The organism is Methylobacterium sp. CB376, from assembly GCF_029714205.1.
Taxonomy (GTDB): Bacteria; Pseudomonadota; Alphaproteobacteria; order Rhizobiales; family Beijerinckiaceae; genus Methylobacterium.
This window is the reverse complement of sequence record NZ_CP121648.1, coordinates 804972-829601: the sequence shown is the minus strand read 5'-3', so window position 1 is coordinate 829601 and position 24630 is coordinate 804972. Positions and strand designations below refer to the sequence as shown.

Here is a 24630-nt window from a genome sequence, read left to right as displayed (position 1 = left end):
CGTGCCGCCTGCGCGTGCAGTCGCAAAAAGCACACCCTCCCGGGGATCGCCTTCCTGGCCGCCAAATCAGCTGTACAGCTCGGTGCGGGCCGCTAGTATTCGCGCGTTTGTTGCCCGTACGGAAGCCGCGCCATGCCCGCCACATCACAGGTTATGCTGATACTGGCATTCATCGCATGTCTCTCGACTGCCAGCCTGCTGATCAGCTGGCGAACCCTCCGGCATCTGCAGCGAAGCGCGCGGAAGGCCGCCCAGAGCATGTGGTCGCTCCACGTCGGAACCCACGCGGTGCCGGGTGCACGGGGGATGCTGTTCTACATCCGCCTGAGCGATCCGAGGCGGAACCGCTTCCGCGTCGGCTACATCAGGGTTCGCGGCCCGCGGGGGGCGGGCGTGTCGGCCGCGGAGTTCCGGCCCGCCGGGCCCTCCGGCGCGGGCGGCTACGCGCATCTCGCCTTCAAGCGCGTCCTGTCGCCGAACCGCGAGATCCTCGACCGGACGCAGTTCGAGCCGGGCGCGGCCGGCGAGGGGCCGGGGGAGGGGCGGCTGTACTTCTTCGTCACGCCGCGCCCCTCCGGCCTCTTCCGCCGCGCGCGGCCGCAGCGCCTCGTCGTGGAGGTCGGGGTCGAGGAGGTGGCGCCGGACCGCGACGCGCAGCGGCTTCGCCTCGTCAGCGAGGTCGTGGACTGGACGACGCTCCCGGACGCCGCGCCGGCCGCGGCGCCGGCGCTCACGGCCCAGGCGGCCGGAGGATAGGCCGGCCGCGCGGCGACGGCCGTCGCGGCCAGGCCGAGCCGGACAGCTGCGCCGGAAGCCGAGGGATCTCCGACCTCTGATACGCCATCCGGTTGATGGCTTCGCCAACTCCGATGTCGGCCATGCGGATGTCGGCTTCGCTCAGGCGCCGCACTCAGGCGCCGCGCTCAGGCGCCGCGCAGGCGCGTGATCCGGGAACCGCTTCGATCAACCGGATCCCGGATCAGTAGAGCTGGCCGTCGAGGCTGGCGGGCGAGCCGGGGGGCAGGGGAGCGAGGCTGTTCACGCTGTCGCCGATGATCCCGGGCGGGCCGCTGAACCCGGTCACGCCGCTCGGGTCGCGGGCCGGGCCGCGCCGGGGCGGCACGCGCGAGACCGGGACGAATCCGTGCCGGATCAGCCGCGCGTCGAGCCGGTCGAGCCGGCGCAGGTCGTGCCGGACCGGCACCCAGCGGGCGCTCCGGGAGGCGCCCGGCCCGTCGCGAGCCTCGCGGGCCTCGGCGGGGGGCGCCGCGAGCGCGGCCAGGATGAGCAGGCAGGGGAGGCGTGACATCGGTCGTCCTTCGCGAGGTCGAGAGATGTCGGAACATGCGGGGCGGTGCCTGCCAAGTTCCGCCGCTCACCGGGCAGTGATCCGCCGGACACGGGCGGCGCGAGCCGCCGGCATCGACTTTGGCCTGATCCGGGAAGGTCACGCTGGAGCCGGAGGAACACTTGCGCCGTTGAGGAAGAGCCGACCGCGTCCCGTTGCAGGAGACCGACGATGAAGGAGAGCACCACCGCAGCCCCGCCATCCCCGGCGACGCCGGCCACCGGCCTCGCGGCCGCGCCCGCCGCTCCGGCGCGGCCGGGCCCGATCCCCGACATGGGCGACCCCGGCGGACGCCGGGCCGCCATCGAGAGCTGGCTGCGCTCGCGGCGGCCCACCTCCGTGTGAGGGCGGGCTAGAGCAGCACCCGGTCACGTTGCCATCGGGTGCTGCTCTAGGTCTTTGATCTTGCCGCATTTTCTGCGACGAACCGGCATCCACTTCGTCCGAAAATGCTCTAGTCGGGCACCGGAACGTCGAACCCGTTGAGGGTGACCGACACGCAGCAATAGAGGCCGACCAGGTTGATGAGCTCGGCGAGCCCGTCCTCGCCGAACTCGGCCCTGGCCTGCTCGTAGTTGAGCTTCGGCAGCAGGCGCCCCGTCACCAGGGCGGAGGCCACGTCGTAGGCGATCGCCTCCGCCCGGCCGAGATCGGGCGGGCGCTGGCCGGCGCAGATCGTCGCGATCGTGTCGTCGGACAGGCCCCGCAGCTCCGCCACCAGGATGTGCGCGTAGAGTTCGTAGCCCGAGTGGAAATGCGTGCCGGTGACCAGGATCGCCACCTCGCGCACGGTCCTGGGCAGGGTCGGCGCCGCCGACAGTGCCTTCACCAGTTCCCAGACCGGCCCGCCGAAGCGCGGGAAACGCAGCCACGGGGCCCAGGGTCCGATCAGGGCGCCGTCCTCCCGGATCGCCGTGAAGCCCTTGAAGCTCGTCTCGATGCCGTGACGCATGTCGTCGTACAGGGGGCGCTGCTCCGCCGTGAGGTCGGAGGGCGGGATGGGGGGCAGGCGCATGGCGCGTCTCCTCTGGCAGGTCTCCGCTGGCCGGTCTCCGCACCGGGCTCGGCCGGCAGGTCGCGCGGGTCGATGCGGCGGCGATGCGACGCCCCAGGCGCGCCGCCCGGGGGCAGGTAGTGCGGTGCTGCGCTGCGAAAAGGCGCGGCGCCGCACCCGCCGCGCGGCGCCCCTCCGCCCCGGCCGCGGCACCCGCCCGCTTCTCATTCCCTTGGGTTAGTTCGCACGATGCGCGCCCGGCGCGCCCAATTGAGCATGAATCGCTCAAACGCGCCGTTACCGCTCAAATGTTGATGCACAAGTTCCGGTGAGGTTTCGCCTAGGCCTCCGGGGTTAGCCAACGCGACTGAATTGCGGCTCCGCAGAAGCCGGCTGTAGGATCGTCAGAGTTGCGAGGCCGGCGCGTCCCTGACCGGTTTCGACGGCCGTCATCACCGCGGCGGCACGGTGAAAGCTCGGCTGTACGAAGTGGAACCGCTGGCATGACGCAAGAGAGTGGGCCGCCCGCGGACGTCCTGATCGTCGAGGACGACCGGTTGATGCGCACCCTGATGGGCGAGATCCTGGCGCGGGCCGGGATCCGGGCCGCCGAGGCGGGGGACGCGGATTCCGCCGTGCGGATGCTCGGCGAGGGGCCGGGACCCCGAGTCCTGGTGACCGATCCCGGGATGAGCGGCGGCGCCCCCTTCGCGGGGGCCGCGCAACGGCGCTGGCCGGGCCTGCGGGTGGTGATGACCTCGGGCTCCTGGGCGGAGGCCGAGCCGCTGCCGACCGCCTTCCGGCTGCTGCCCAAGCCCTTCCGGCCCTCCGTCTTCCTGCGCGAGGTCGGGGCGCTGCTCCCGCCGCGCCCCGAGGCGTGAGGCGTCTCCGGGCGCGGCGGGCGCCTCAGGCCGCCGTCTCCAGGCCGGCGCGGATCTGGGCCCTCAGGGCATCGATCACGACGAGCCGGCCGCCGCGCTCCGTGTGCCAGAAGGTCCAGCCATTGCAGGCCGGGAGGCCCTGGACCAGGGCGCCGATCTTGTGGATCGAGCCGCAGGCCGGCCCGACGCTGAGCGTGCCGTCGGGCCGCACCAGGGCCCGGAAGCGCCGCCGCTCGTCGGTGAGCTGGCTGCCCGGCGCGATCAGCCCGGCCTCGATCAGGTTCAGGAAGGGCACCCGCGGCTCCGCCCGCTTGGCCGGGGCGGTGAGCAGGGCCGCCGTCGAGAGGGGCTCGACCGCGGCGATCCGGGCGCGGGCCGCCGCCGCGTAGGCGGACTCCCGCTCGATCCCGATGAAGCGCCGGCCCAGGCGCTTGGCGACCGCCCCGGTCGTGCCCGTGCCGAAGAAGGGATCCAGCACCACGTCGCCCGGGTTCGAGGCCGACAGGATGGTGCGGGCGAGGAGCGCCTCGGGCTTCTGGGTCGGGTGCAGCTTGCGGCCGTCCTCGCCCTTGAGCCGCTCCTCGCCGGTGCAGAGCGGCAGGAACCAGTCCGAGCGCATCTGCAGGTCGTCGTTGCCCCCCTTCAGGGACTCGTAGTGGAAGGTGTAGCCCTTCTGCGCGCTGCGGGAGGCCCAGATCAGGGTCTCGTGGGCGTTGGTGAAGCGCTTGCCGCGGAAGTTCGGCATCGGATTGGCCTTGCGCCAGACGATGTCGTTCAGGATCCAGAAACCAAGATCCTGCAGCGCGCTCCCGACCCGGAAGATGTTGTGGTACGAGCCGATCACCCAGAGGGTCGCGTTCGGCTTCATCACCCGGCGGCAGGCCTGCAGCCACTGGCGGGTGAAGGCGTCGTAGGCCTCGAAGCTGGCGAACTGATCCCAGTCGTCGTCGACCGCGTCGACGGCGCTCTGGTCGGGGCGAAGCAGGGCCGCTTCACCCAATTGGAGGTTGTAGGGCGGATCGGCGAAGACGAGGTCCACGCTCGATGGCGGCAGCGCGTCGAGGGCGGCGAGGCAGTCGCCCTGGATCACTTCGTCGAGGGGAAGACGCGGGGCGGACGGGACGAGACCCATCCGCGGCGCCGACGCAGCACGCCCGGTACGCGAGACTTGTTTCCGGGCGGCGGCGCCGGCGACCGCGGTACGCGGGGAAGCCATGGCGAACACCGGTTACGCGACTGACAGGGGGACCTTGCCCCGGTCACGGTAAAGGCCTGGTTGCGCTCAGAAACGTTCGCCGTCTCGAATTGGGGCTGCAATTTTTGCCGAGTCGCCCTTTGGGCGCGTCGAGGCCCGTATCTCCACAATACTGAAAAATTGCAATCCAGGTCGATCCCCGCTGTGAAAATTACGACCGTCCAGGATCATCAGCAACCATCAAGCTGTGCTTGGGCGGGAGGCAAGACATCAGCGCAGGATAGGTGTGATCATGTCGCATGACGGCGGTCACATTTTGGTCCTGTTCGGGATCGATTGATCGACCTGCGATCAACAAGCAGGGAATGCGGGATGAGCAGCGGACGAGCCGTGCGTCGACCGGTGGCGTTGTATCTCGGTGGGGCGCTGGCCCTGGCGGGGCTGGGGGAGATCGGGACCGTCTCCGAGGCCGCGGCCCAGTCCGGCCGGGCCTCCTGGTACGGCTCCGGCCAGCGCACGGCGAGCGGCGAGCGCTTCAATCCCAACGGCCTCACGGCGGCCCACCGCAGCCTGCCCTTCGGCACCCGCGTGCGGGTGACGAACACCGCCAACGGCCGCTCCGTCGTGGTGCGCATCAACGACCGCGGCCCCTTCGCGGGCGGGCGGATCATCGACCTCAGCCGCGGCTCCGCGCGGGCCATCGGCATGGGCGGCGTCACCCACGTGGCGCTCCAGCGGCTCGACTGAGCCGCGCGCCGCGCGGCGCCCGCACGGGCGGCTTCCTCGGGACCGTGACGCTGGCTATGGAGGGCCTCTCCGGGGTGAACATCCCGGGGGACCGTCCGCGCGCGGTGGGCACAGGGAGTTGACGTGATGGCAAAACCTCTGGTTGTGGTGATACCGCATCAGCTCGGCCTGGCGGAGGCGCACCGGCGCCTGGACAGCGGCATCGGCGAGGCGAAGGCGATGCTCCAGAAGGCGGGCCTCAGCATGGCCGAGGCGAGCTGGGAGGGGGAGCGCCTCTCCTTCGCGGTCGGCGCCCTGAACCAGAAGGTGGACGGGCACATCGACGTGGCGGCGGACACCGTGCGGGTCGAGGTGAACCTGCCGCTGATCCTGTCGGTCTTCGCCGGCGCGGTGCAGAAGGTGATCGACCAGAACGGCACCAAGCTCCTCACCAAGAAGTAGCCGGAACTCCTGCGGCAGGACCCGGTTGGCTCCGGGACTCGACGAAGGAGCCCGCCATGGCCAATCCCGGATCCCCGGACCAACCCTACGATCCCGTGCCGCCCTCGCCGGGGCCCGGCCCCGACACGCCCACCACCGTGCCGACCGAGGCGCCGGGCGACCGGCCGGTGGAGATCCCGGTCAACGATCCCGGCACCTCGCCGGCGGTCGCCCCGGACCCCTCCCCGACGGGGCCCGCCAACCCGACGATGTGAGCGCGGGCGCGGCGCGTGCGGGCCGGTCCCCGCCGCGCGCCGCGCCTCCGCTTGACCGGCGAGGGACACTGCCGCGCAGTGCCGGACGGCCGCGCGCCCGATTCGCGCCGGCCCTGCGCCGGAGGCGCGCGACGATGCAGACAGGCCTGACCCCGGACCGCGCGTCCCGCTTCGCGGCGCTCACGCTCGGCCACGTCACCCGCGAATACCCCTACCTTCCGGGCCTCGTGCTGACCGGGCCGCAGGATGCGCGCCCGCCCGCCGCCCTGCACCCGATCTTCCACGGCAGCTTCGACTGGCATTCCTGCGTCCACGGCTACTGGCTGCTCGCCCGCCTGCTGGCGCGCGAACCGGCCGCGCCCTGGGCCGAGTCCGTGCGCACCCTGTTCGACCACTCCCTGGTGCCCGCGAAGGTCGCCGGGGAATGCGCCACCCTCTCGGCGCCCGCCGCCGCGCGCTTCGAGCGCCCCTACGGCTGGGCGTGGCTCCTGAAGCTCGCCGAGGCCCTCGCGCGCCTGCCGGAGCCGCGCTGGGCCGAGGCCCTCGCGCCGCTGACCGCGCTCATCGCGGCGCGCATCCGCGAGATCCTGCCGGTCTCGCCCTATCCGGTCCGGGTCGGGACCCACTTCAACACCGCCTTCGCCCTGCGCCTCGCGGCGGATTACGCCGAGGGCGCGGGCGATTCCGCCCTGACCGGCCGGCTCCTGGCGATGGCCTGGGCGTGGTACGGCGCCGACGCGGCGTGCCCCGCCTGGGGCGAACCGAGCGGGGACGACTTCCTCTCCTCCGCCCTGATCGAGGCCGAGTGCATGCGGCGCCTGCTGCCGCCGGAGCGCTTCCTGCCGTGGTTCGCCCGCTTCCTGCCGGACCTCGCCGCCGGGCAGCCGGAGACCCTGTTCCGGCCCGCCACGGTGGCCGACCGCGGCGACGGCAAGATCGCGCATCTCGACGGGCTCAACCTGAGCCGGGCGTGGTGCCTGCGTGCCCTGGCGCGGGCCCTGCCGCAAGACGATCCCCGCGTGCCGCCGATGCGGGCGGCCGCCGAGGCGCACCTGGCCGCGAGCCTGCCGCACCTCGCCGACCACTACATGGGCGCGCATTGGCTCGCGAGCTTCGCCGTGCTGGCGCTGGAGGCGTGAGGGGCCGCGGCGCGGCGGGACGCTGGCGCCGGTGTCCCGAATCGGATGAACCTGCTCCCGGACGCAGAACGCTGCGCCGTGCCTGGGAGGAGAGCCGCGCCATGCTTCGTTCCACGATGACCACCCGCCGCGCCGTCCTGGCCGGGGCGGCCGGGGCCCTGCTGCTGCCGCGCGACGGGCGGGCCAGGATGCCGCTCGGCCAGCCGCAGGCGCCGTACTACTACCGCTTCATGCTCGGCGAGGCCGAGTGCACGGTCGTGTCGGACGGGCTGCTCCCGCTCGGCGACCCCAGGGCCGCCTTCGTCAACATCGACAAGGACGAGATCGCGCGCGAGCTGCGGGAATCCTTCCTGCCCGCCTCCGCGGCGACGCTGGAGCAGAACGTCCTGGTGGTGAATTTCGGCGACCGCGCCGTGCTGTTCGACACCGGGATGGGCACCGACACGCTGTTCGGCACCACCACCGGCAAGCTCCTGACCACGCTGCGCCAAGCCGGGATCGACCCGGCCCAGATCGACGCGGTCGTGATGAGCCACGCCCATATCGACCATTGCGGCGGGCTGGTCGCCGACGACGGCACTCCCAATTTCCCCAACGCGCAATACTATATCGGCCAAGCCGACTTCGAGTACTGGACCGACGACTCCAAGGTGCCGGCGGCCTATCCGGCCCGAGGCAACTTCCTCGCGCAGGCGCGCAAGAACCTGCTGCCGCTGCGCGATCGGCTGCACTTCTACAGGGACCACGAGCAGATCCTGCCGGGAGTCACCGCCCTGGCGGCGCCCGGGCACACGGTCAGCCACACGATCTTCATGATCGAGTCCGGCGGCAAGTCGCTGTGCTACATCGGCGATCTGGCCCACCACCCGGTGCTGCTGCTGGAGCGGCCGCGCACCCAATTCGCGTACGACACCGATCCGGTCCAGTCGGCGGAGAGCCGGGTGCGGATGCTGACGATGCTGGCGGCCAACCGGGTGCCCCTGCTCGCCTACCACTTCGCGTGGCCCGGCATCGGCCACGTCGCCCGGCAGGGGGATGGGTTCCGCTACGTCCCGGCCCCGATCCAGATGCAGGGCGTGGGCGCCCTCTGAACCCGGGCCGGGGGCGCGCGGCGGCGCGAGGGCACCGTCTGACGGCTTTTGCGCGGGGCCGCGCGCTGCCATAACCCCGCCCATGGCCGCTCCCCCGCTCCTCACCCTCCAGGACGTCGCCCTCACCTTCGGAGGCACCCCGCTCATCGTGCAGGCGGACCTCGCCATCGCGCCGGGCGAGCGGGCCTGCCTCGTCGGCCGCAACGGCTCGGGCAAGTCCACGCTGCTGCGCATCGCCGCGGGCCTGCTGGAGCCGGATCGCGGCGTGCGCTTCCTGCAGCCCGGCACCACGGTGCGCTACCTCGCCCAGGAGCCCGACTTCTCGGGCTTCCCCTCGACGCTCGCCTTCGTGGAGGCGGGGCTCGGCCCCGGCGACGAACCCTACCGCGCCCGCTACCTCCTGGAGAGCCTCGGCCTCACCGGCGAGGAGGATCCGGCCCGGCTCTCCGGCGGCGAGGCGCGCCGGGCGGCCCTCGCCCAGGCGATGGCGCCCGAGCCCGACATCCTGCTCCTCGACGAGCCGACGAACCACCTCGACCTGCCGGCGATCGAGTGGCTTGAGGCGGAGCTGAGGGCGGTGCGCTCGGCGCTGGTCCTGATCAGCCACGACCGCCGCTTCCTCGAGAACCTGTCGCGGGCGACGGTCTGGCTCGACCGGGGCGTGACGCGCCGGATCGAGCAGGGCTTCTCGGCCTTCGAGGCGTGGCGCGACGCCTTCTTCGAGGAGGAGGAGCGCGACCGCCACAAGCTCGACCGCAAGATCGCCGCCGAGGAGGATTGGCTGCGCTACGGCGTCACCGCCCGGCGCAAGCGCAACGTCAAGCGCCTCGCCGGCCTCCACGACCTGCGCCGGCAGCGTAGGGAGCATCGCGGGCCGGTGGGCACGGTCAGCATGGCCTCCGCCGAGGCCGAGGCCTCCGGCACCCTGGTGGTCGAGGCCGTGAGGGCCGGCAAGAGCTACGACGGGCGCGCCGTCGTGCGCGACCTCTCGCTGCGGATCCACCGGGGTGACCGGCTCGGGATCGTCGGCCCCAACGGCGCCGGCAAGACGACCCTGGTCAACCTCCTCACCGGCCGCCTCGCCCCCGACGAGGGGAACGTGCGGGTCGGGGCGAACGTCACCCTCAACCTCCTCGACCAGCGCCGCGCCGCCCTCGATCCGGAGCGGAGCGTCGCCGAGGTGCTCACCGGCGGGGGCAGCGACTCCGTCGCGGTGGGCGGGCAGACCCGCCACGTCATCGGCTACATGAAGGACTTCCTGTTCGCGCCCGAGCAGGCCCGCACCCCCGTCGGCGTCCTCTCGGGCGGCGAGCGCAACCGGCTGCTCCTCGCCCGGGCGCTGGCCACGCCGGCCAACCTGCTGGTCCTCGACGAGCCGACCAACGACCTCGACCTCGAGACCCTGGACCTGCTGCAGGAGATGCTCACCGACTTCTCCGGCACCCTGATCCTGGTGAGCCACGACCGCGACTTCCTCGACCGGGTCGTCGGGGAGGTGCTGGTCGCGGAGGCAGAGGGGCGCTGGAGCCTCTACGCGGGCGGCTACTCGGACATGGTGGCCCAGCGGGGGAGGGGGGTCGAGGCCCGCCCGGCCGAGCCGCGGCCGGCCCCGGCCCCGAAGGACCCGGCGCCGGCCGCGGCCCGGAAATCCGAGCCGGCCCGCCGCCGCCTCGGCTTCAACGAGCAGCACGAGCTCAAGACCCTGCCCAAGCGCATCGCGGCCCTGGAGGCGGCCGCGGTCAAGCTGCGCGCGGCCCTCGCCGACCCGACCCTCTACGCCCGGGACCCTGCCCGATTCGAGACGATCTCCCGCGGGCTCGCCACGGCCGAGTCGGACCTCGCCGCGGCCGAGGAGCGCTGGCTCGCCCTCGAGATGCTGCGCGAGGAGCTGGAGGGCTGAGAGGTTGAAAATCGACCGGTTTCCGACGTCTGATCCGGGATCCGCTCGATTGAAGCCGATCCCGGATCACGCGCCTGCGCGGCGCCTGAGCGAACGCCGTTGCCGGAGCGTTGAGCCGCCGCGCGGCACCATGCCTCCCGGGTCCCGGATCTCCCTTCGCTGACGCGTCGGGCCGGACGCCGGCCTTGCCGGATGGCGAGGCTGAACCGATCGAGCGGGGAACCGTGGCAAGGGCCCGAGCACGCGAGGCGACGGCCCGCCCCCGCGGCGTCCGCCGCCGCGCGCCCCCGCGTCGCCCCGGACGATCCTGCTTTCGCCCGGCGCCGGCAGCCGTCCGAGAGTCGTGGCGCGATGCTCCGGTCCCGCCCGAGGCCCAGCCGGAAGCAGATCCGTCGCGCGCGATCGATCCCGCCGGGCAGCGCGCTGTATCAGCAGGCCCGCCTCCCTCGTCGGTGCTCTACCAATATTTCGTTGCCTGCGTGCAACAATGCGGCGGAAAGCCGGCCAGAGTCCGGCCGCCCAAGCGGAACAATGTTGATCGTGCGGGGAGCGTCCCGCATGGTGATTGGGCGCCGGGCACAAGCCCGGAGCGGTTCGGCCGCTGCCCCGTGCGGGAGGGCTGAGTCGGCGGGGATAAGAGTGGCGTGGATCGGATCCCTCCGGGTCCGGGTGGCACAGTCGTTCACCCCAAGGGTCTCGAAACTTTGGAGGTCTCGATGAGGCTCGTTAAGAGCTTACTGCTCGGGTCCGCGGCTGGTCTGACGGTCGTGGCTGGGGCACAGGCGGCCGATCTGCCGGTCAAGAAGGCGGCTCCGGTTGAGTACGTGCGGATCTGCTCGGCCTACGGCGCGGGCTTCTTCTACATCCCGGGCACCGATACCTGCCTGCGCGTCGGCGGCCGCGCCCGCTTCGAGGCGACCTACGTCCAGCCCCTGATCCGCGGCGACACGGTCGGCTATCGCGGCCTCGGCCGCCTGAACCTCGATGCCCGCACGCAGACCGGCTACGGCACCCTGCGCGCCTTCGTCCGCTTCGAGCTCGCCAGCCGCACCGGCGGCTTCTTGAAGTCCGGCACCCAGGAGCGCATCGCGAACGCCTTCGCCGCCACCGGCGTCGACACCAACGCCCGCGTCCAGCAGTTCGTGAACGTCGACAAGGCCTTCATCCAGTTCGCCGGCCTCACCGCCGGTCGCGCGGCCTCGTTCTACGACTTCTACGCCCACGACTTCGAAATCAACGCCGTCTCGCTCGGCTCGGACGTCGCCTCGACGAACCTGCTCGCCTACACGGCGACGTTCGGCGAGGGCTTCTCGGCCACGATCTCGATGGAAGATTCGAACTTCCGCAAGAATCCCATTTTCGGGAACATCACCGTTGGCGTAACTCCGACCGTGAACTTGGCTCCGGTGCTAACTCCGGGGCAAGGCCTGGGATTTGCCAATCTCGACGCTATCCAGCGGTCGCGCCTTCCTGACTTCGTGGGCGTTCTCCGCTACGACGCCGCATGGGGTTCGGCGCAGATCTCTGCGGCCGTTCACGAGCTCAATACGGGCAACTACGTCACAACTGGACCGCTCAACGGTGCCGCTGTTGCGATCAACCGTCCCCAAACCGAGTACGGGTGGGCGGTTCAGGGTGGCCTCAAGGTCAACCTGCCCTTTATCGCCGCGGGCGACTCGCTCTACCTGCAGGGCTCCTACGGTGAAGGCACCACGGTCTACACTGGCCTGCCTGCTTACAACGGGACCTACACCCTCACGGGCAGTGCGACTGCTGGCATCTTCAATCAGTATTATGCTGACGCCATCGTCGACCCTGTGACCGGCAGGCTCTCGCTCTCTGACAGCTGGACGGTCGTCGGTTCGTACCTCCACTACTGGGCTCCGGAGTGGCGGTCGGCCTTCATCGGTAGCTACGGCGAGATTAGCTACAATCGGGCAGCTCGCATCAACAGTGCGCTGCTGAACGTCGGCGGCCTGCCGAACCCGGGAACGGCGCTTGGCCTCGCGCGCCTTGCGCTCAGCCCGGTTCTGCGCGACTCCAACCAGATCGTCGCGGGCGCAAGCCTGATCTGGTCGCCGGTGAAGGATCTCGATATCGGCGTCGAGGGGCTGTACGTCCGGCAGGCTCTGAACAACGGTCGCATCATCGACCCGAACAAGGGCGCTGTCATCGCTGCGGCCGTCCAGGCGAACACGGCAACGGCGGCTCAGCTTGCCACCGCGCCGACCATCAACAGCCAGGACACGTTCCAGGTCCGCATGCGCGTCCAGCGCGACTTCTGATCGGATCGACCGATCCCGAGACGGGGGGCTCCGGCGCGACCGGGGCCCCCTTCGCGTTTGAGGCCGCGCTGCGGGAGCCTCTCATCCGACATCCGGTTGATGGCTTCGCCATCTCCGATGTCGGCCATGCGGATGTCGGCTTCGCTCAGTCGCCGCGCTCAGGCGCCGCGCAGGCTCGCGATCCGGGATCCGCTTCGATCAACCGGATCCCGGATCAGGCCCGCCTCCCGCGCGCCGCCGCGTCGGGCTATGTCTGCCCCATGGCTCAGACGATCTCCCTCGCCCAGCAGGCCGTCGCGGCGCATCAGAGCGGGAACCTCGCGCAGGCCGAGACGCTCTACCGCGCCTTCCTGACGCGCGAGCCGAATCACCCGGTCGCCCTGCACCTCCTCGGCACCCTCCTGCACGCCCGCGGCCGCACCGGGGCCGGCCTGCCCTTCCTGGAGAGGGCGGCGGCGCTGCTGCCCCTCGACGCCGAGGTCCACAACAATCTCGGCGTCGCCCTCAACCATCTCGGGCGCTTCGCCGAGGCGGCGCGCGCGCTCGACCGGGCGGTGAGCCTCGTCCCGGACGATGCCGCCGCGCAGAGCAATCTCGGGGCGGCCTATCGCGGCCTGCACCGCTTCGCCGAGGCGCGGGGGTGCTTCGCGCGGGCCCTCGCGCTGCGGCCCGACGCGGGCGTGGCGAGCAATCTCGGCCTCGCGCTCCTCGACCTCGGCGAGGGCGAGGAGGCGGCCGCCTGCTTCCGCCGCGCGACGGAGCTCGACCCGGCCTTCGCGCAGGCACACGTGCACCTCGCCAGCACCCTCCTGGCGCTCGGCCGCCTGCCCGAGGCCCTGGCCAGCATCGAGGCGGCCACGGCCCTCGATCCGGCGCACGGCTACGCCGTCGCCCTGCGCGCGCACCTGCGCCAGGCCCTCTGCGACTGGCGCGGCTTCGCGGCGGACCGGGAGGCCCTGTCCGCCAGGGCGGGGCCGTGGCGGGCGGACGAGCCGCCCCCGCCCTTCACGGTCCTGGCGCTCACGGACGATCCCGAGGCGCAGCTCCGGCGCGCCCGCGCCCATGCCGGGCGCTTCGCCGCCGAGCGGCTGCGGGCCCCGCCCGGCCCGCGCGGGGAGCGGGTCAGGGTCGCCTACCTGTCCCCGGATTTCCGCCAGCACCCGGTCGCGGTGCTGATGGCCGACGTCCTCGCCTGCCACGACCGGGCGCGGTTCGAGGTGCACGCCGTCTCCTTCGGGCCCGACGACGGCTCGGCCCTGCGCGCCCGCATCCGCGACGGGGCGGAGCATTTCCTGGACGTGCGGGGCTCGGCCGATGCCGAGGTCGCGGCCCTGCTGCGGGCGCGCGGGATCGACGTCGCGGTCGATCTCGCGGGCTTCACCACCCACAGCCGGCCCGGGATCCTGGCTCCCCGCCCGGCCCGGATCCAGGTGAACTACCTCGGCTATCCGGGCAGCACCGGGGCGGACTGGATCGACTACGCGATCGGCGACGCGTTCGTGGCGCCGGAGGCGCTCCAGGGCGCCTTCTCGGAGGCGATCGTGCGGCTGCCGGGGGCGTTCCAGGCGAACGGCGCCCGCCCGGCCCCGCCCGCCTCGCCGCCCCGCCGCGCCGCCCACGGGCTGCCGGCGGAGGGCTTGGTATTCGGCGCGTTCAGCGCCTCCTACAAGCTCACGCCGGACCTGTTCGCGGCCTGGATGCGGCTGCTGCGGGCCGTGCCGGGCAGCGTGCTGTGGCTGGTCGCCGACCACGCCCCGACGCGGGACAATCTGCGGCGCGAGGCGGGCCGGCACGGGGTGGATCCGGACCGGCTCGTCCTCGCGGGCCGGGCCCCCTACGAGACCTATCTCGACCGGCTGCGGCACATCGACCTGTTCCTCGACACCTTCCCGTACAATGCCGGCACGACGGCGAGCGACGCGCTCTGGATGGGCGTGCCGCTCCTCACCCTGGCGGGGCGCGCCTATGCGAGCCGCATGGCCGGAAGCCTGCTGACCGCGCTCGGCCTGCCCGACCTCGTCGCCGCGAGCCTCGACGCCTACGAGCGGCAGGCCCTGCGCCTCGCGGACCCGGAGCGTCTGGCGGACCTGCGCGGCCGGCTGGCCGCGCGGCGGCACGGGGCGGGCCGGATCTTCGATGCGCCCGCCTTCGCGCGGCGGCTGGAGGCGGCGTTCCGGCAGATGGTGGCGCGGGCCGATCGCGGGCTGAGGCCGGCCCCCTTCGCGGTGCCGGAGCCCGGTCCGGGGCAGTCCGACCGGGGATGAGCGGCCCGCCCGGCCGAGCTTGCCCGTGCACGCCTTGCTTGAGCCCCAAAGGCGGCCCATCTCAGGGGACGCGCGGGGAGCGCGCGTCCTCGGGGTGCATGCGTGTCGGTTCGCGCCATCGGCTGGCTCGCCGGCCTTCCTCTCCTGGCCATTCTCGGCATCGGCGCCGCGCGGATCGCCGAGACGCGGCTCGACGCGACGCTCGCGGCCCCGGCCGAGGCGCTCGCGGCCGCCACCTTCGGGGAGGCGGCGGAGCCCTGGCTGCGCGTCGAGCGGCGGGGGCGCGACCTCGTCGCCCTCGGCGACGCGCCGACGCCGCCCGAGCGCGAGGCCGCCCTCGACCGCCTGGGCGAACTCCCGGGCCTGCGCCGCCTGATCGACCGCCTCGGCGTCGTCGCCGAGCAGAGCCCCTTCGTCTGGTCGGTCCAGCGCCGGGCGCCGGACCGCATCGACCTGCGCGGCCACCGCCCGGCCGAGATGAAGCACGACGCGCTCGCCTCGCGCCTCGGCCCGCTCCTGCCCGAGGGCGTGGCGCTGCACGATGCCGCCCGCTCCGCCCGCGGGGCGCCGCCGGGCTTCGCCGAGGCCGCGTCCTTCCTCGTCGCGCAGGTGGCGCGGCTCGGCCCCGGCGCCACCGCCACCCTGCGCGACCGCACCCTGTCGCTCCAGGGCGAGGCCGCCGCCCTCGGCGATTACGAGGCCGTGCGGGCAGCCCTCGCGGCTCCGCCCGCGGGCTTCGGCCTCGGCGAGGTCGCCCTCGTCCCCGCGACCGTGAAGCCCTTCACGTGGTCGGCCACGCGCCTCCCGGACGGCCGCATCCGCCTCGACGGCTACACGGTCTCCGAGGCGGACCGGGCCGCGATCCTGGCCGCCGCCCGCGACCTCGCCGGGGGCGCGGCGGTCGAGGATGCCATGCGCACCGCCCGCGGCCTGCCGCCCGGCCTCGAGACCCGCGCCCTGATCGCCCGCGCCTTCGCGGCCCTGGCGCTGGTGCGCGAGGGCACGGTCGCCCTCGACGGCACCGCCCTGTCGGTGCGCGGCGCGGCGATCGACGCCCAGGCGGTGCAGGAGGCCGACGCCCTCGCCACCGGCAGCCTGCCGGAGGGGCTCGCCCCGGGCCGCGCCGAGCTGACCGCGAGCCCGGTCTCGCCCTACCGCGTCGCGATCCGGCGGGACGCCGAGACGGTCACGCTCACCGGCCACCTGCCCGATGCGGAGACCCGGGCGGCCCTGCTCGCGGCCCTGCGCCCGCACTTCTTCGGCGAGCGCATCGTCGACCGCACCCGCCTCTCGGGCGGCGCGCCGGAGGGCCTCCTCGCCGCGCTGCGGGCGGCGGCCGTCCCGCTCGGCCAGCTCGCCCGCGGGGAGGTCGCGGTGACGGACCGGGACCTGCGCCTCACCGGCGAGAGCCTCTATGCCGAGAGCGCCCGGCGCCTCTCCGAGACCGGGCAGCGCCTCGCCCCGGAGGGTTGGCGCGTCGCCGTGGAGGTGCGGGCGAAGGACGCCCCGGTGCGCCGCGACGCCGCCTCCTGCCGCAGCGCCTTCGCGGAGCGCGTCGCCGCCCACACCGTGCGCTTCGCCCCGGGCAGCGCGGACCTGCAGCCGGATTTCTACGCCGCCCTCGACGACCTCGCGGATCTCGCCCGGACCTGCCCGGGCAGCCGGATCGAGGTGGCGGGCCACGACGACCCGCCCGGGACGGCGCCCGCCAAGGCACCCGAGAAGCCACCCGAGAAGCCGCCCGAGAAGCCGCCCGCCAAACCCTCCGCCAAGCCGCCCGCGGCGAGGGCCGAGAAGCCCGGCAAGGGCAAGGCCGACGCGAAGGCGGAGCCCAAGACGGAGCCCGCGCCGGCCGAGCCGGACCTGACGCTCGCGCAGCGCCGCGCCGCCGCGATCGTCGATTACCTGCTCAAGGCCGGCGTGCCGGCCGACCGGGTCGCCACCGTGACGGGCGAGGCGGCGCAGCGCGCCGTCGCCTTCGCGTTGCGCTCCTGAGGGCGGCCCGATGACGGTTCTCCTCGCCGCCCTCTGGCCGACCTGCCTCGTGGCCCTGCTCCTCGGGGCGGGGACCGGCTGGCTCGCCGGCCGGCCGGCGGGGCGGGCCTCGCGCCTCGCCGCGCTCGCGGTGGCGGCCCTGGCCGGCCTCGCGGCGGGCGTCGCCGCCTCCGGCCTCGTGCCGGGGCGGGCGGGCCTCGCGGTCGAGGTCGCCGCCCTGCTCCTGATCCCCTACGCGGCCGGCTGCGGCCTCGGTGCCCTGCGGCCCCGGCGGGCGCGGGCCGCTCCGCCCGCCTGATCCGGGATCCGCGTTACAGCGTTCCTCATGCTGACGCTCGCGCCTCGGCATGAGGAAGAGGGGGGGTGCCGCGCGGGGTGTGCCATGGCGGATCCGGCAAATGAATCGGCAAGACGATCGAACCCCGCCGCCATCGGCCGCACTGGCCCGATCGCCACCGCGCGTCCGAATTTCCCCGCACAGCGGTGCCGGACGCGTCGTGCTCTGCTTCCGAGCGCGCCGAGGGTGCCCTACGAGACCGCCCGCAGCTTGTCGGCCATGCTCTGCGCCTTGTCCCGGCGCGTGCCGAAGGTCATGGTGTAGAAGACCCGCTGGACGCCGAGTTCGGCGAGCCGCGCCTCGCAGCGCTCGATGAGCTGGCAGATGTCGGCGAGTTCCCCCTCGATGTTGGTGCCGTTGGCGTGCATCTCCGCCTCGAGGGGGCTCGCGTCGATCAGGGCCTTGATCTCCCGCACGTAGGGAGAGACCGAGGGCCCGACGCCCATCGGGACGATGCACAGATCCGCGACGACTCTCATGATCGGCTCTCTCCGTCCTCGCGGGCGCCGGGGCGCGGGCCGCGCCCGGGCCAACGCCCGCTCGTCCGGACGGTTCTCGCCGAGCCGCGGGCCTTCGCCAAGCCGCGGCCCTTCGCCAAGCCGCGGCTCTCCCCCAAGCCTCAGCGCCCGCCGCGATGCAGGTCGCTCTCGATCAGCAGGGCGCTGCGCCCCTCCAGCCGGCTGCGGTAGACCTGGAGGTTCTCGGTCACGCGCTGGACGTAGTTGCGGGTCTCCGTGAAGGGAATGCGCTCGACCCAGTCGATCGGGTCGACCCTGGGATCGCGCGGGTCGCCGTAGGCGTCGATCCACTTCTTCACGTTGCCGCCGCCGGCGTTGTAGGAGGCGAAGGCCAGGATGTAGGAGCCGCGCCAATCCTCCATCAGCTCGCCCAGATGGGCCTGGCCGAGGCGGGCATTGTAGGCCGGGTCGCTCAGGAGCCGGCCCGCGTCGAAGGCGGCGCTCACCCGCCGGGCGGTGCGCTGGGCCGTCGCCGGCATCATCTGCATCAGGCCGCGGGCGCCCACGCTCGACTGCGCCTTCGGGTCGAACTGGCTCTCCTGGCGGGCGATGGCGAAGACCATGGCCCGCTCGACCTGCGGCACCGCCGAGAAGGCCTCGTAGGACGGGATGCCGTTCACCGGATAGGCGTGCTGGTCGAGGGGCAGGCCGCGCTGGACCGCGACCTTGCCGAGCGCCACCAGGGCGCGGGGATCGTTGTCGGCCGCCGCCACGTCGCCGAGGGCGGCGAGTTCGGCCGGGTCGCTCAGCCGATGCGCGAGGTCGATGTAGAGGGGCAGCGCCTGCTCGCGCAGGCCCGCCGCCGCGAGGAACCGCAGGGCGCGGATCACGGGCCGCGCCTCGAAGGCCCGGCGCGCGGCCTCGTCGAGGGGAGCGGCGTGGCGCAGGGCGAGGGTGTCCTGGCCGAGCTTCGCCCGGGCGAGCTGGCCGTAATAGGCGATCGGCTGCGCGGCGGCGCGCTCGTAGAAGGTCCTGGCCTCGGCCGGCTGGTTCAGCGCCTCGGCGGCGCGCCCCTGCCAGTAGGCGGCCCGGGCGATCGAGATCGGGGTCTCGGCGACGGCGGCGGCGGCCGCGAAGTGCCGGGCGCCCAGCGCCGCATCCTGCAGGAAGCGCAGGGCGATCCAGCCGGCGTGGAACTCCGCCTCGATGCGCTTCTCCACCGCCCGCGCGCTGTGCCCCGCCACGACCGCGTAGGCATTCCTCGCGTCGCCCTGGTCGAGGAGCTTGCGCGCCACGATCCGGCGCTCGATCCACCACTCGTCGGGATCGACCAGCACCTCCGGGTTGCGCGGCGCGCTCATCAGCACGGCGGCCGCCTCGGCCGGCCTGTCGAGCCGGCGCAGGAGCTGCGCGCGGGAGAACAGGAACGAGGAATCGCCGCGCAGGCTCGGCGGCACGGCGTCGAGGAGGCTCTGCGCGTTGGCGGCCTTGGCCTCGACGGCGCGGCGCGCCCGCACCAGGGTGCCGTAGCTCTTGCCCGCGTAGGTCGCGGCGCGGCCGGCGGCCTCCCAATCCTCCTTCATCAGGGCCCGCTCCATGCGGGCGCGGTGGTCGACCTCGGTGATCGCGCCCGGGAAGGCGTCGAGCACCTTGAGTTCGAGGGTGCGGCCGAAGCCGTCCTCGCGCCAGAGGTCGCGCGCGAGGGCGGCGGCGTCCTCGTCGAGGCCGTCGGCCTTGAGGGCGAGGGCGAGGGCGAACTTGCCGGGCGGGCTCGCGGGGCGGCGGGCGGCGAAGTAGGCGCGCACGATCCCCGGCGCCTTGCGCTGGCTCAGCAGCGCCTCCTCGGCCCGGCGCCGGATCACCGCGCCGGCCGGCCAGTCGGGGTTGTCGCGGATGAAGGCCACGATGCGCTCGAACCCGATCCCCGCGCCCGAGCGGATCGCCACCCAGTCGAGCAGGGCGCGCTGGGCCGGATCCGCGAGGGCGTCCCGCAGGCGGTCGCCCTCCTCGACCTTGCCCCGGCGGTAGGCGTCGATCGCGTTGCGCAGGGCCGGCGCGTCCACCTCGACGGCGGGCGTCGGGCGGCCCGGATCGGGCACGCTCGGCACGGGCGCCCGCGGGGCGACGGCGGCGTCCGGCACCGGGAAGGGGAGGGGCACGGACGGGTCGGCCGAGGCGTAGGCGGCGGCCGCCTGCGGCACCGCCGGGGCGAGGCGCCCGGCGGCGGTGGCGGGCGCGTCCTCGGGGCCGGCCGTGGCGCGCAGGCCCCCGGCGATCTCCGGGGACTCGGCCGCCGGCGCCTCGGCCCGGGCGGGCAGGCCCTCGCCGTCCGGGTCGGCGGCCCGCACGGCGGGGCCGGGCGGGAGGGCGAGGGCCGTCCCGCAGGCGAGAAGGGCGAGGGTCGCGAGGCGGCGCCGTCGGGGCGGGAGCTGCATCGTCGTCGTTCCCCTATGCGAGAGCGGACACGCCATGGTGGAAGCGGTGCGTTAAGAAGGCATTAACCGTGTGCGTCGCGGTTTGCGCCGGCGCACATGACGGCCTATGTGTCGGGCGAGGCGGCCTGGCCGCGGCAGCCCCGTCCGAGCGAGGACCTGTTCCATGACGTCGACGCCGATTTCGCAGCGCCTGAGAGGCTCGCTCACGGCCCTGGTGACCCCGTTCCGCGACGGAGCCTTCGACGAGGCGGCGTTCCGGCGATTCGTGGCGTGGCAGATCGAGCATGGCACGCACGGCCTCGTGCCGGTCGGCACGACCGGGGAGAGCCCGACCCTGAGCCATGCCGAGCACGACCGGGTGGTCGAGGCCTGCATCGACGAGGCGGGCGGCCGGGTGCCGGTGGTCGCCGGCGCCGGCTCGAACTCCACCGCCGAGGCGATCGAGCGCGCCCGTCATGCGGAGAAGGCCGGGGCTGACGCGGTCCTCATCGTCACGCCCTATTACAACAAGCCGACCCAGGAAGGGCTGTACCAGCACTTCAAGGCGGTGAACGACGCAATCGGCATTCCCATCTTGATCTACAACATCCCAGCCCGCTCGGTGATCGATATGTCGGTCGACACGATGCGGCGCCTGTACGAATTGCGCAATATCGCGGGCGTGAAGGATGCCACCGCCAACGTGGCTCGCGTCAGCCTTCAGCGCCAAGCGATGGGAGAAGACTTCATCCAACTTTCTGGCGAAGATGCGACGGCGCTCGGCTTCATGGCGCATGGCGGGCACGGCTGCATCTCGGTGACCTCGAACGTGGCGCCGCGCCTCTGCGCCGACTTCCAGGAGGCCTGCCTCGCGGGCGAGTACCGGGCGGCCCTGCGCCTTCAGGACCGGCTGATGCCGCTCCACACCAACCTCTTCGTCGAGACCAACCCGTCGCCGGCCAAGTACGCGCTCGCGCGGCTCGGCCTGATGGACGAGGAGGTGCGCCTGCCCCTGGTCCCGCTCGGGGAGGCGGGGCGGCGCGCGGTCGACGGCGCCTTGCGCGACGCCGGCCTCTCCAACACCTGACCCCCGTGACGCGCCGGCGCCCCGCCGGCGCCTGAGAAGAGCCCGTCAATGGCCCCGAAAGCCGACCCCGCCCGCCGCGTCGTCGCCGACAACCGCAAGGCCCGCTTCCACTACGAGATCACCGACACGGTCGAGGCGGGCATCGCGCTCACCGGCACCGAGGTGAAGTCCCTGCGCGGCGGCAAGGCCACGATCGGGGAGGCCTATGCGGGCCCGTCGGGCGACGAGTTCTTCCTGTTCAACGCCTACATTCCCGAATACCTCGAGGCCAACCGCTTCAACCACGAGACCAAGCGGCCCCGCCGCCTGCTGCTGCACCGGCGCCAGATCAACAAGTTCCTGGGGGCGACGCAGCGCGAGGGCTACACGGTGATCCCGCTCAAGATCTACTTCAACGAGCGCGGCCGGGCGAAGGTGGAGCTCGGGCTCGGGCGGGGCAAGAAGCTGCACGACAAGCGCGAGACCGCCAAGGAGCGCGACTGGCAGCGCGACAAGGCGCGGCTGATGCGCGACAAGGGCTGATCCGTTTTTCTCCCAAGTCATTGGCTTGGATCGAGCTTTCGAGAGGATCGACGGCCCGGCGGCTCCGCATCCCGGGCCTCTGGCATGAGCGGGGGCGCCTCGGGTCGGTCCGCGATCCGGAGGGCGCCGGATCGTCGCGGCGGGGGAACCGACCGGCGCGGTCGCGGTTCGACTGGACCGCGCCACGTGACCCGAGGTGAGATGATGCGGCCTGCCCGCCTGCTGCTCCTGACCGGAACGATCCTGCCCGCCCTCCTCGTCCAGCCGCTCCCCGGGCGGGCCGATCCCGGCGCCGCGGCGGCCATCCGGATGGCCCAAGCTGGCACGGAGCGCGGCGGCGTGGAGCGCGGCGGCCCCGATCACGGCCCTGAACGCGGAGCGCGGCCCGAGCCGCGGGAGCGCGGCCCCGAGCGGGCGGCGCCCCCGGTCGAGCGCGGCGAGCGGGCTCCCGAACCGCGCGAGCGGGCTCCCGAACCGCGCGAGCGGGCGCCCCAGCGGGCGGCGCCGCCGGCCGAACGCCAGACTCCCCCGCGGGAGGCCCCGGCCCGCGAAGCCCCGCCGCACGAGGCGCCGCGCGGCGCGCGTCCGGCGCCGCGCCCGGAGCGGGAGCCGGCCGAGCGTCCCGAGCCGGCCCGTCCCCAGGCTCCGCCGCCAGCCGCCCGCCAGCCGGAGCGCCCCACGCCGCCGCGCCCGCCCGAGGCGACGCCGCCCCGCGACGAGCGCCCGCGCGCGCCCGAGAGTCCGGCGGCGCGGCCCCGGAGCCGCCCCAGCCGCCGGCCACGCCCGAGCGGCCCGCCCAGGCCCGCCCGACGCCCCCGGTGCCGAGCGAGCCCGGGCGCCCGCCGGCCCCGCCGGCGGAGCCCGGCCAGCCGCGGGAGCGGCCCGGCGAGGCGCGTCCGGGCGCCGGCGCGCCGGATCGTCCGCAAGGAACGCCCGCGCGGCCGGGGCAGGCGGCCCCGACCCCGCCGCAGGCGGCCCCGACCCCGCCGCCCGCCGGAAGCCCCGCCGTCCCGCCGGGCGCGCCGACCCGGCCGCAGCCGGACCCGGCCGGACCGGGCGCCGCGCCGCTGCCGGTGCCGGGCGCGCCCGGCCGGGATGGCCGCGACCGCCGCGACGGCGCCGAGCGCCGCGACGACGCGGAGTCCATCCCCGGCGGCTTCCGCCGCAGCGACGTGGAGGTGCGCAGCTACGACGAGGTCCGCCGCGCCCGCCGCGAGGTCAACGAGGGCGGCCGGCTGGTCATCCGCGAGCCCGGCCGGGTGATCGTGCGCGAGAACGACCGCACCTTCATCCGCCACGACGAGACGGAGCGGTTCCGGTCCCTCGATCGCGACGCCCGCGTCGAGCGCCGCGGCCGCGACGTGGTCACGATCATCGACCGGCCCGGCGGCGACCAGATCGTCACGGTGGTGGACGAGGACGGCCGGCTCCTGCGCCGCAGCCGCCGGGCGCGGGACGGCCGCGAGGTCGTGCTGATCGACAACACCTTCGAGGGCCGTCCGCGGCCGATCGCGCGCGACGTGGTGGTGCTGCCGCCCCCCGAGATCCGCATTCCCCGCGAGCGCTACGTGGTGGAGGCGGAGCGGGCCGACGAGGGCCTGATCTACGAGACCCTCACGGCGCCGCCGGTCGCCCCGGTGGAGCGGCGCTACACGCTCGACGAGGTGCGCTCCAGCCCGAGCCTGCGCGCCCGGATGCGCAGCGTCGACATCGACACGATCACCTTCGAGACCGGCTCCTGGCAGGTCGCCCCCGACCAGGCGCGGCGCCTCGCGGCGATCGCGGAGGCGATCCGGCGGGCGGTCGAGCACAACCCGCAGGAGGTGTTCCTCATCGAGGGCCACACGGACGCGGTCGGCAGCGAGGTCGACAACCTCTCGCTCTCCGACCGGCGGGCGCAGGAGGTCGCCGCGGTGCTCACCCGGGACTTCCGCGTGCCGCCCGAGAACCTGACCACCCAGGGCTACGGCGAGCAGTACCTGAAGGTGAACACCCAGGAGGCGAACCGCGAGAACCGCAGGGTGACGGCGCGGCGGATCACGCCGCTGATCCAGCAGCAGGCCGGGCGGCCCTAGGGCTCCTTCGGACGGGCGCCGCGGCGGCCCGGGGGCCGCCGCTCAGCCGCTCCGCTTCAACCCGGTGCGGCCCTCCGGCCGGGCCGTCAGGACCATCATCATCTCACCGACGTTCTCGGGCGTGATCAGCCCGACGAGGCGGCCGAGGGCGTCCGTCACGCCCACCGCCGGCACGCCGCTCTCCTGCATCAGCCGCAGCGCGTCCTCCAGGGGCTGGCGGTCGCGCACGCTCGGGATGTCGGACCGCATCACCTCCAGCACCGGGGCGTCGGGGCCGCGGTCGCGCAGGGCCCGGATCATGTCGTCGCGGGTGAGCACGCCCCGCAGCCGCCCCGCCCCGTCCACGACCGGGAACTCGTGCTGGGTCGTGGCGATCAGTTCCTGCACGGCATCCTCGACGCGGGAGGAGGGCCCCAGGCTCTCGTAGCGGGTGATCATCGCGTCGCCCGCGAGCAGCCCGCGGGAGACCTGCCGCATCTGCACCGCGTGCGCCTCCGAGGCGGCGCCGAGATAGACGAAGAGCGCGATGAAGAGCAGGAGCGGGTTGCCCCCGACGAGCCCGAGCAGGCCGAGCGCGAAGGCCACCGCCTGCCCCACCCCCGAGGCGATCTGCGTGCCGCGGGCGTAGCCGAGCCGGGCGGCCAGGATCGCCCGCAGCACCCGCCCGCCATCCATCGGGAAGGCCGGGATCAGGTTGAACCCGACCAGGAACAGGTTGACCCAGAGCAGCCGCTCGAAGAGCGAGATGCCCGGATTCTCCACCTCCGCCCGCGGCGCCACCGCCCCGAGGACCAGTAACAGCAGGCCCGCGATGACGACGTTCACGGCCGGGCCCGCGAGGGCGATGACGAGCTCCTGGCGCGGGTCCTCCGGGATGCGCTCCAGCCGCGCCACCCCGCCGATCGGCAGCAGCGTGATGTCGGGCGTCTGCACCCCGTAGCGGCGCGCCGCCAGGACGTGGCCGAACTCGTGCAGGAGCACGCAGAGGAACAGGAGCACGATGTAGAGCACGCTCTGCAGCGCCGCCCCCTGGCCGCCCTTGGCGAAGCCCGCGGCGCCGATCCAGAGCAGGAAGAGCAGGAAGGTGACGTGGACCCGGATCACCGTGCCCATCACCGTCCCGAGCGGCAGCGACCAACCCATGAACGTCTCCCTGTCTCGCCCGACCGCGCGGGTGCGCCCCAGGGCCGCCCGTCTGGCGGC

At 73.8% G+C, this 24630-nt stretch carries 22 protein-coding genes; 16 read left to right on the top strand and 6 right to left on the bottom strand.

Going from position 1 to position 24630, the window contains the following annotated elements; genetic code table 11:
- Positions 1 to 258: 258 nt before the first annotated feature.
- The gene (locus QA634_RS03615; protein ID WP_265576516.1) at positions 259 to 756 is read left to right on the top strand and encodes a hypothetical protein; all 498 of its coding nucleotides are present in this window, start codon (positions 259 to 261) and stop codon (positions 754 to 756) included.
- 223 nt (positions 757 to 979) lie between these two features.
- Here QA634_RS03615 and QA634_RS03610 read toward each other — a convergent pair whose 3' ends face one another.
- Positions 980 to 1309: a hypothetical protein gene (locus QA634_RS03610; protein WP_012330691.1), complete on the bottom strand. Its 330-nt coding sequence runs from the start codon at positions 1307 to 1309 to the stop codon at positions 980 to 982.
- A 210-nt stretch (positions 1310 to 1519) separates the two neighbouring features.
- On the opposite strand from QA634_RS03610, the gene QA634_RS03605 reads away from it, so the two are divergent.
- Entirely contained in the window at positions 1520 to 1693 is a 174-nt protein-coding gene (locus QA634_RS03605) for a hypothetical protein (protein ID WP_012330690.1), read from the top strand.
- A gap of 109 nt (positions 1694 to 1802) precedes the next feature.
- Here QA634_RS03605 and QA634_RS03600 read toward each other — a convergent pair whose 3' ends face one another.
- A complete protein-coding gene (locus QA634_RS03600) occupies positions 1803 to 2363 on the bottom strand; it encodes a carboxymuconolactone decarboxylase family protein (protein ID WP_012330689.1) in 561 nt (186 codons plus the stop codon).
- Positions 2364 to 2845: 482 nt separating this feature from the next.
- Here QA634_RS03600 and QA634_RS03595 point away from each other — a divergent pair, with 482 nt between their 5' ends.
- On the top strand, positions 2846 to 3223 hold the full coding sequence (locus QA634_RS03595) for a response regulator (protein WP_012330688.1): 378 nt from the start codon (positions 2846 to 2848) through the stop codon (positions 3221 to 3223).
- Positions 3224 to 3248: 25 nt separating this feature from the next.
- Here QA634_RS03595 and QA634_RS03590 read toward each other — a convergent pair whose 3' ends face one another.
- On the bottom strand, positions 3249 to 4439 hold the full coding sequence (locus QA634_RS03590; RefSeq protein WP_012330687.1) for a site-specific DNA-methyltransferase: 1191 nt from the start codon (positions 4437 to 4439) through the stop codon (positions 3249 to 3251).
- Positions 4440 to 4790: 351 nt separating this feature from the next.
- Here QA634_RS03590 and QA634_RS03585 point away from each other — a divergent pair, with 351 nt between their 5' ends.
- From QA634_RS03585 to QA634_RS03540, 10 genes are all read left to right on the top strand, one after another.
- Entirely contained in the window at positions 4791 to 5165 is a 375-nt protein-coding gene (locus tag QA634_RS03585; protein WP_012330686.1) for a septal ring lytic transglycosylase RlpA family protein, read from the top strand.
- Between the two features lie 126 nt (positions 5166 to 5291).
- Positions 5292 to 5606, top strand: a complete 315-nt coding sequence (locus tag QA634_RS03580; protein WP_012330685.1) for a polyhydroxyalkanoic acid system family protein — start codon at positions 5292 to 5294, stop codon at positions 5604 to 5606.
- Between the two features lie 56 nt (positions 5607 to 5662).
- Complete coding sequence (locus QA634_RS03575) at positions 5663 to 5860, top strand: hypothetical protein (protein ID WP_012330684.1); 198 nt, start codon at positions 5663 to 5665, stop codon at positions 5858 to 5860.
- 134 nt (positions 5861 to 5994) lie between these two features.
- Positions 5995 to 6999 carry a DUF2891 domain-containing protein gene (locus tag QA634_RS03570; RefSeq protein WP_012330683.1) on the top strand — a complete coding sequence of 335 codons (1005 nt, stop codon included), beginning with the start codon at positions 5995 to 5997 and terminating at the stop codon, positions 6997 to 6999.
- Between the two features lie 101 nt (positions 7000 to 7100).
- Positions 7101 to 8090, top strand: a complete 990-nt coding sequence (locus QA634_RS03565; RefSeq protein ID WP_012330682.1) for an MBL fold metallo-hydrolase — start codon at positions 7101 to 7103, stop codon at positions 8088 to 8090.
- Positions 8091 to 8172: 82 nt separating this feature from the next.
- Entirely contained in the window at positions 8173 to 9990 is a 1818-nt protein-coding gene (locus QA634_RS03560; RefSeq protein ID WP_012330681.1) for an ABC-F family ATP-binding cassette domain-containing protein, read from the top strand.
- A gap of 716 nt (positions 9991 to 10706) precedes the next feature.
- Complete coding sequence (locus QA634_RS03555) at positions 10707 to 12275, top strand: porin (RefSeq protein WP_012330680.1); 1569 nt, start codon at positions 10707 to 10709, stop codon at positions 12273 to 12275.
- 260 nt (positions 12276 to 12535) lie between these two features.
- On the top strand, positions 12536 to 14539 hold the full coding sequence (locus QA634_RS03550; protein WP_012330679.1) for an O-linked N-acetylglucosamine transferase, SPINDLY family protein: 2004 nt from the start codon (positions 12536 to 12538) through the stop codon (positions 14537 to 14539).
- Between the two features lie 102 nt (positions 14540 to 14641).
- Positions 14642 to 16534: a flagellar motor protein MotB gene (locus tag QA634_RS03545; protein ID WP_012330678.1), complete on the top strand. Its 1893-nt coding sequence runs from the start codon at positions 14642 to 14644 to the stop codon at positions 16532 to 16534.
- Positions 16535 to 16544: 10 nt separating this feature from the next.
- Complete coding sequence (locus QA634_RS03540) at positions 16545 to 16832, top strand: hypothetical protein (protein WP_012330677.1); 288 nt, start codon at positions 16545 to 16547, stop codon at positions 16830 to 16832.
- Between the two features lie 230 nt (positions 16833 to 17062).
- Here QA634_RS03540 and QA634_RS03535 read toward each other — a convergent pair whose 3' ends face one another.
- Both QA634_RS03535 and QA634_RS03530 read right to left on the bottom strand, forming a co-directional pair.
- Positions 17063 to 17350 carry an MTH1187 family thiamine-binding protein gene (locus QA634_RS03535; protein WP_012330676.1) on the bottom strand — a complete coding sequence of 96 codons (288 nt, stop codon included), beginning with the start codon at positions 17348 to 17350 and terminating at the stop codon, positions 17063 to 17065.
- A gap of 140 nt (positions 17351 to 17490) precedes the next feature.
- Complete coding sequence (locus QA634_RS03530) at positions 17491 to 19764, bottom strand: lytic transglycosylase domain-containing protein (protein ID WP_012330675.1); 2274 nt, start codon at positions 19762 to 19764, stop codon at positions 17491 to 17493.
- Between the two features lie 163 nt (positions 19765 to 19927).
- On the opposite strand from QA634_RS03530, the gene dapA reads away from it, so the two are divergent.
- The 3 genes from dapA (at position 19928) to QA634_RS03515 (ending at position 23427) form a co-directional block, all read left to right on the top strand.
- Positions 19928 to 20830: a 4-hydroxy-tetrahydrodipicolinate synthase gene (dapA, locus tag QA634_RS03525; protein ID WP_012330674.1), complete on the top strand. Its 903-nt coding sequence runs from the start codon at positions 19928 to 19930 to the stop codon at positions 20828 to 20830.
- A gap of 48 nt (positions 20831 to 20878) precedes the next feature.
- Positions 20879 to 21352, top strand: coding sequence for an SsrA-binding protein SmpB (smpB, locus tag QA634_RS03520; RefSeq protein WP_012330673.1), 474 nt, complete (start codon positions 20879 to 20881; stop codon positions 21350 to 21352).
- An 818-nt stretch (positions 21353 to 22170) separates the two neighbouring features.
- A complete protein-coding gene (locus QA634_RS03515) occupies positions 22171 to 23427 on the top strand; it encodes an OmpA family protein (protein ID WP_445928379.1) in 1257 nt (418 codons plus the stop codon).
- A 42-nt stretch (positions 23428 to 23469) separates the two neighbouring features.
- Here the strand turns inward: QA634_RS03515 and QA634_RS03510 are convergent, their stop codons facing one another.
- On the bottom strand, positions 23470 to 24570 hold the full coding sequence (locus tag QA634_RS03510; RefSeq protein WP_012330671.1) for a site-2 protease family protein: 1101 nt from the start codon (positions 24568 to 24570) through the stop codon (positions 23470 to 23472).
- Positions 24571 to 24630: the final 60 nt, after the last annotated feature.